Below are 4,505 nucleotides of genomic sequence, written 5' to 3' on the forward strand. Positions count from 1 at the left end.
TTTACCTGAAGATCAAGTTTCGAAAGAAGATTATGAATGGGCTGATACATTTGTTGGTTTTAGACCAACTCCTAATTTTGAATTTGGAAATATTAAATGGGTGCACTCTTTAGCAGCTGGTGTTGATAGTTTTATGAAACTAGACTGGAATAAAGACGTATTACTTACTCGAACTATAGATGTTTTCGGTCCGAAAATGAGTCAATACTGTTTAAGTTACATATTACAAGATACTCAATTACATGAACAGTTTTCTAATCTACAAAGAGAACGTAAATGGGAGTTTCATATACCTAAATCATTGGAAGAACAAAAAGTTGTCATTTATGGTACAGGTGAAATCGGTGGTTATATTGGGAAAACATTATCTTCTTTAGGTATGAAGGTGTACGGTGTATCAATGAGCGGGGAACAAAAACCATTTTTTGAAAAAGTTGTGACTTTACATAATGCTCATACGATACTAGATCAAACGGATTGGGTAATTGGAGTTCTTCCATCTACTAATGAAACACAAAGTATCATAAATGAATCTACTTTTATGAATTTAAAAAGTGCGGGATTCATTAATGTCGGAAGAGGAGCAACAGTCTCTGAAGTTGATCTTATGAATGCTTTACAGAGTGGAAATGTAAGAAAAGCTATTTTAGATGTTTTTAGTATTGAACCATTACCAGCAACATCAGAATTATGGGAAATGCCGAATGTAACAATTACGCCACATATTTCAGCAGTAACACTTCCAATTGATGGTGTAAAATGTTTTGTTGATACATTAACAAAATTAGAAAATGGCGAGGCTGTAAAAAATAAAGTTGTCATTAATAAAGGCTATTAATTTTTCCATTTTTATCAAATCATGGTAATATATGAATGCAACAAGATGTTTACCCTGAAAGGAGATAGAAGAAAATGGCAATTATAGATGTTTCGATTGTTCCTATTGGCACAGAAACGCCAAGTGTGAGTGCTTATGTGGCCAATATTCATAAGGTTTTAGAAAAGTATAATGGTGAGGTTAAATTTCAATTAACGCCGATGAATACGATTATTGAAGGAGAATTACCATTACTTCTTCAAGTTGTTCAGGAAATGCATGAAGTACCTTTTGAAAATGGTATCTCTCGAGTTGCTACTACAATCCGAATCGATGATCGTAGGGACAAAAAGAGTACAATGGAAAGTAAGTTAGCATCTGTACAAGCAAAACTTGATCAAAATTAATCAAAAAAGTGACTTTACAACCTAATTTTGTAAAGTCACTTTTTTAGATTAAATTATTCTAATAAATTTGACCTATTGAAAATTATAGTATGAATTGTTAAACTAAACTAAATAGTCAGTTTAATTCATAAAAATGTAAGGAGCTAGAATTAATGCCTAAGGTTTCTGATGATTACAAAGAACGTAAAAGAGAAAGTTTATTAGAAAGCGCCTTAAAATGCTTTGGAGAGAAAGGCTTCCATTCTACCACAATGGATGATATAGTTGCATATTCTAAAACTAGTAAAGGTCTAATTTATAACTATTTTAAGAGTAAAGAAGAACTATATTTAGAATTAATGCAAGAACGTACAAAACTTACATTTGAAAGAATTAATGAGCATTTTAAAAACTGTGAAACGGCAACTGAAAAAATGAGAGAGCTGTTCAAGATGTATCGTGAAATAACACTTACTGAAGAATGGCGTCATTTAATTCGAGTGCATATGGAGTTTTGGATTAATTCCGCAAGGCATGAAAATCTTCAGAACATTATGCTTGATCGATATAAAAAACAATATTTGCAATTTATGAATGAAATAATAGAACAAGGTAAGAAATCAGGAGAATTTAAAAAAGAAATACAAGCTGAACTTGTTTCTAGCATTTTTTGGGCTTATATCGATGGAATTTGTCTCCATTATTCAGTTGTTGAAGAAGATGAATTGTATAAGCAACAATTTAAACAAACCGAAGAAATGATTATGAACTATATATTAACCAAATAAATAATATTTAGGTAGTGAAGTTTTAACTTTGCTACCTAAAAAATAAAAAAAGAAAACTGAAAATTTAGTATGTTAAAATTTATTATTGGACATACAATACTTATGAGCTAAAATAAACTTAACAGTCAGTTTTATCTAAAAGGAGGAGATCAATATGAATTCGGTACAAGTAAAATTAATTTATTTAGCATTACATTGTTAATGGGTGAGTAATTGACAAGGGTGAAGGAGATACAATGGGGAAAAAAGTATATTTTTTATACACGAAGGCCTTTTCAGATATTGGAAATATGATGGAATTAGTTGTGATGAATACTGTCATTTATTCTATGACAAAAAGCACAACATGGTTGGCAGCAATCTTAGCACTTCGAGTTTGCGGTGGAATCATCACAAGCTTGTTTTCAGGGGTAATAGCTGATCGATATAATAGACGAAAATTGATGATATTTAGTGATATTACAAGAGGATTATGTATTTTATTTCTTTGCTTTTTTCCTTCACCTACCATGTTTGCAGTGATTGCATTTACATTAGGAGCTTTGGGAAGTTTCTTCACAGTTAGTTTCAGTGCTGAAATCCCACAAATATTTGGCGAAGAAAAAATATTGCAAGTGAATGCCTTTATTTCTAGATTGGCTGCAATTAGTATGGTAATTGGATTTTTAGGTTCTGCATTATTGTCTACTATTGTAGATTACAGAGTCATCATTGCAATTGATGCTTTTTCCTATTTCTTATCAGCATATGTTTTATTTTTATTTAAATGGGAAAATAGTGTAAAAAATAGTGGGAAATCAAATTGGGAGCAATGGATAATTGATTTGAAGGAAGTTAAGAACTATGTGTTTTTAAGACCGCTTCTTTTATTAGTCTTTATTGTCTTCTTATGTCAAACGTTTACAGCTAGCTCTCATAATGTAGGTGTACCAATTTTGGCTGAAGAGCTTAGTGCAGACCACATTACTTTATACCAAGGGTTAATCTGGGGCATATGGGGAATCGGTGGGATCATTTCAACTTGGTTAATCCCCAAATTTGTTTGGCTAAAAAAACATTTTCTAGTTATATACTTTGGTACTTCAATTTTAATGTCTACAGGATTTATTTTATTTTTATCTACAAAGTTACTAGCATTTATATTATTTTTTGCTTTCTTCACAGGACTGTTTGATGCCGCAGCAGGAACGTACTTTTCATCAATGATTCAACAAACTGAAAACAAAATAAGAGGAAGAATTTTTGGCGTAACGAATCTATTAAATAGACTTGGTTTTACACTTGGATTTGTGGCATCTTCTCTTATATTAAAATATTTAACAATGCCACATCTTGTATGGTTATTTCACGGGAGTATGATTTTGATTATACTCGTAATCTCAATTATTCTGTTTTCAAGAAAAATGTTTCACTTTGATCATGATCCGACACTAAAACAAGAGGTTGAACTAGTTGTTAGTAAATAAAATCTGATTTTAGGGGTGCTCTTACAATGGAAACAAATATTAAGAATGACTTAACAAAAGCTGATATAGAAAATATTAAGTACCACAGATGCTCCGAAGTAGATATTGATTTTGTATACAAAGCTTTTACAATCGGATTTTCTGATTATATCGTAAAGTTCGAATTAACAGAGGAACAATTTGTTGCCAATTTTTTTGGCCCAGAAGGAAATCATTTAGAACATTCTTTTGTTGCCATTCATGATAGTGAAGCTGTTGGGGTCATTTTGGGTGGTATTAAAGAATATGAAAATATGAAAACAATGAGATGTGGGACACTTGCTATTAGTCCTAATTATCGAGGGAAAGGTGTAAGTCAAAAGTTATTTGATTTACATAAAGATGAGGCAAAAAAACATGGATGCAAACAATTATTCCTTGAGGTTATTGTAGGGAATGATCGAGCAATACAGTTTTACAAAAATTTAGGTTATGAAAAAATCTATGATATTTCTTATTTTAGTAAAAAAGATTTATCAGATTTTGAACAATTGAAATCAACTTCCGAGTGTGAAGTTCGTCAAATTCAATTCGATTCATTTACACAAATTGTTAACAAATGGAACTATCATATTAATTGGCAAAATGATGTTGAATATTTAGAAAAAGCGCCTAAGGTTACATACTTCGAGGCGTATCTCGACCAGCAAATTGTAGGTGCAATAGCTGTGCACGCTAGTGGTAAAATCAGTTTCTTATATGTAGATCAGAATTATAGAAATCAACAGATTGCCACAAAACTATTACAAACAGCATTTTTACATTTAGATTGTAAAGCATTCTCAATTGGTTTTCCGAATAATAGTCATTTGGAAGGTTTTTTAACATCATTAGATTTTCAAAAAGAAAAATTGGCTCAATATGAAATGTATAAGAGATTAGTATAGTAAAGAAAAACGCTAAGTGATCGTAATTGTATGTTTACCTAGTTAGTTGAACTTGCTCATAGTAATACTTCACTTCGTACACTAAATAGTATGGAGGTGAAATATTATGTATCAAAATCAAT

At 31.0% G+C, this 4,505-nt stretch carries 5 protein-coding genes; all 5 read left to right on the forward strand.

All coding sequences use genetic code 11. The annotated features are described in order from the left end of the window. Window positions 1-838, forward strand: an 838-nt coding sequence (locus tag V7056_RS20195; protein ID WP_499704178.1) for a D-2-hydroxyacid dehydrogenase, incomplete at its 5' end; no start/stop codon positions are given. Window positions 839-912: 74 nt separating this feature from the next. Beyond that, window positions 913-1,224, forward strand: coding sequence for an MTH1187 family thiamine-binding protein (locus tag V7056_RS20200; RefSeq protein ID WP_499704179.1), 312 nt, complete (start codon window positions 913-915; stop codon window positions 1,222-1,224). Between the two features lie 152 nt (window positions 1,225-1,376). Continuing rightward, the gene (locus V7056_RS20205) at window positions 1,377-1,991 is read left to right on the forward strand and encodes a TetR/AcrR family transcriptional regulator (RefSeq protein WP_087998058.1); all 615 of its coding nucleotides are present in this window, start codon (window positions 1,377-1,379) and stop codon (window positions 1,989-1,991) included. A 236-nt stretch (window positions 1,992-2,227) separates the two neighbouring features. Further along, complete coding sequence (locus tag V7056_RS20210) at window positions 2,228-3,457, forward strand: MFS transporter (protein ID WP_499704180.1); 1,230 nt, start codon at window positions 2,228-2,230, stop codon at window positions 3,455-3,457. Between the two features lie 26 nt (window positions 3,458-3,483). Beyond that, window positions 3,484-4,383: a GNAT family N-acetyltransferase gene (locus V7056_RS20215; protein ID WP_499704181.1), complete on the forward strand. Its 900-nt coding sequence runs from the start codon at window positions 3,484-3,486 to the stop codon at window positions 4,381-4,383. Window positions 4,384-4,505: the final 122 nt, after the last annotated feature.

This window comes from Bacillus sp. JJ664 (genome assembly GCF_036962205.1).
Classification (GTDB): domain Bacteria; phylum Bacillota; class Bacilli; order Bacillales; family Bacillaceae_G; genus Gottfriedia.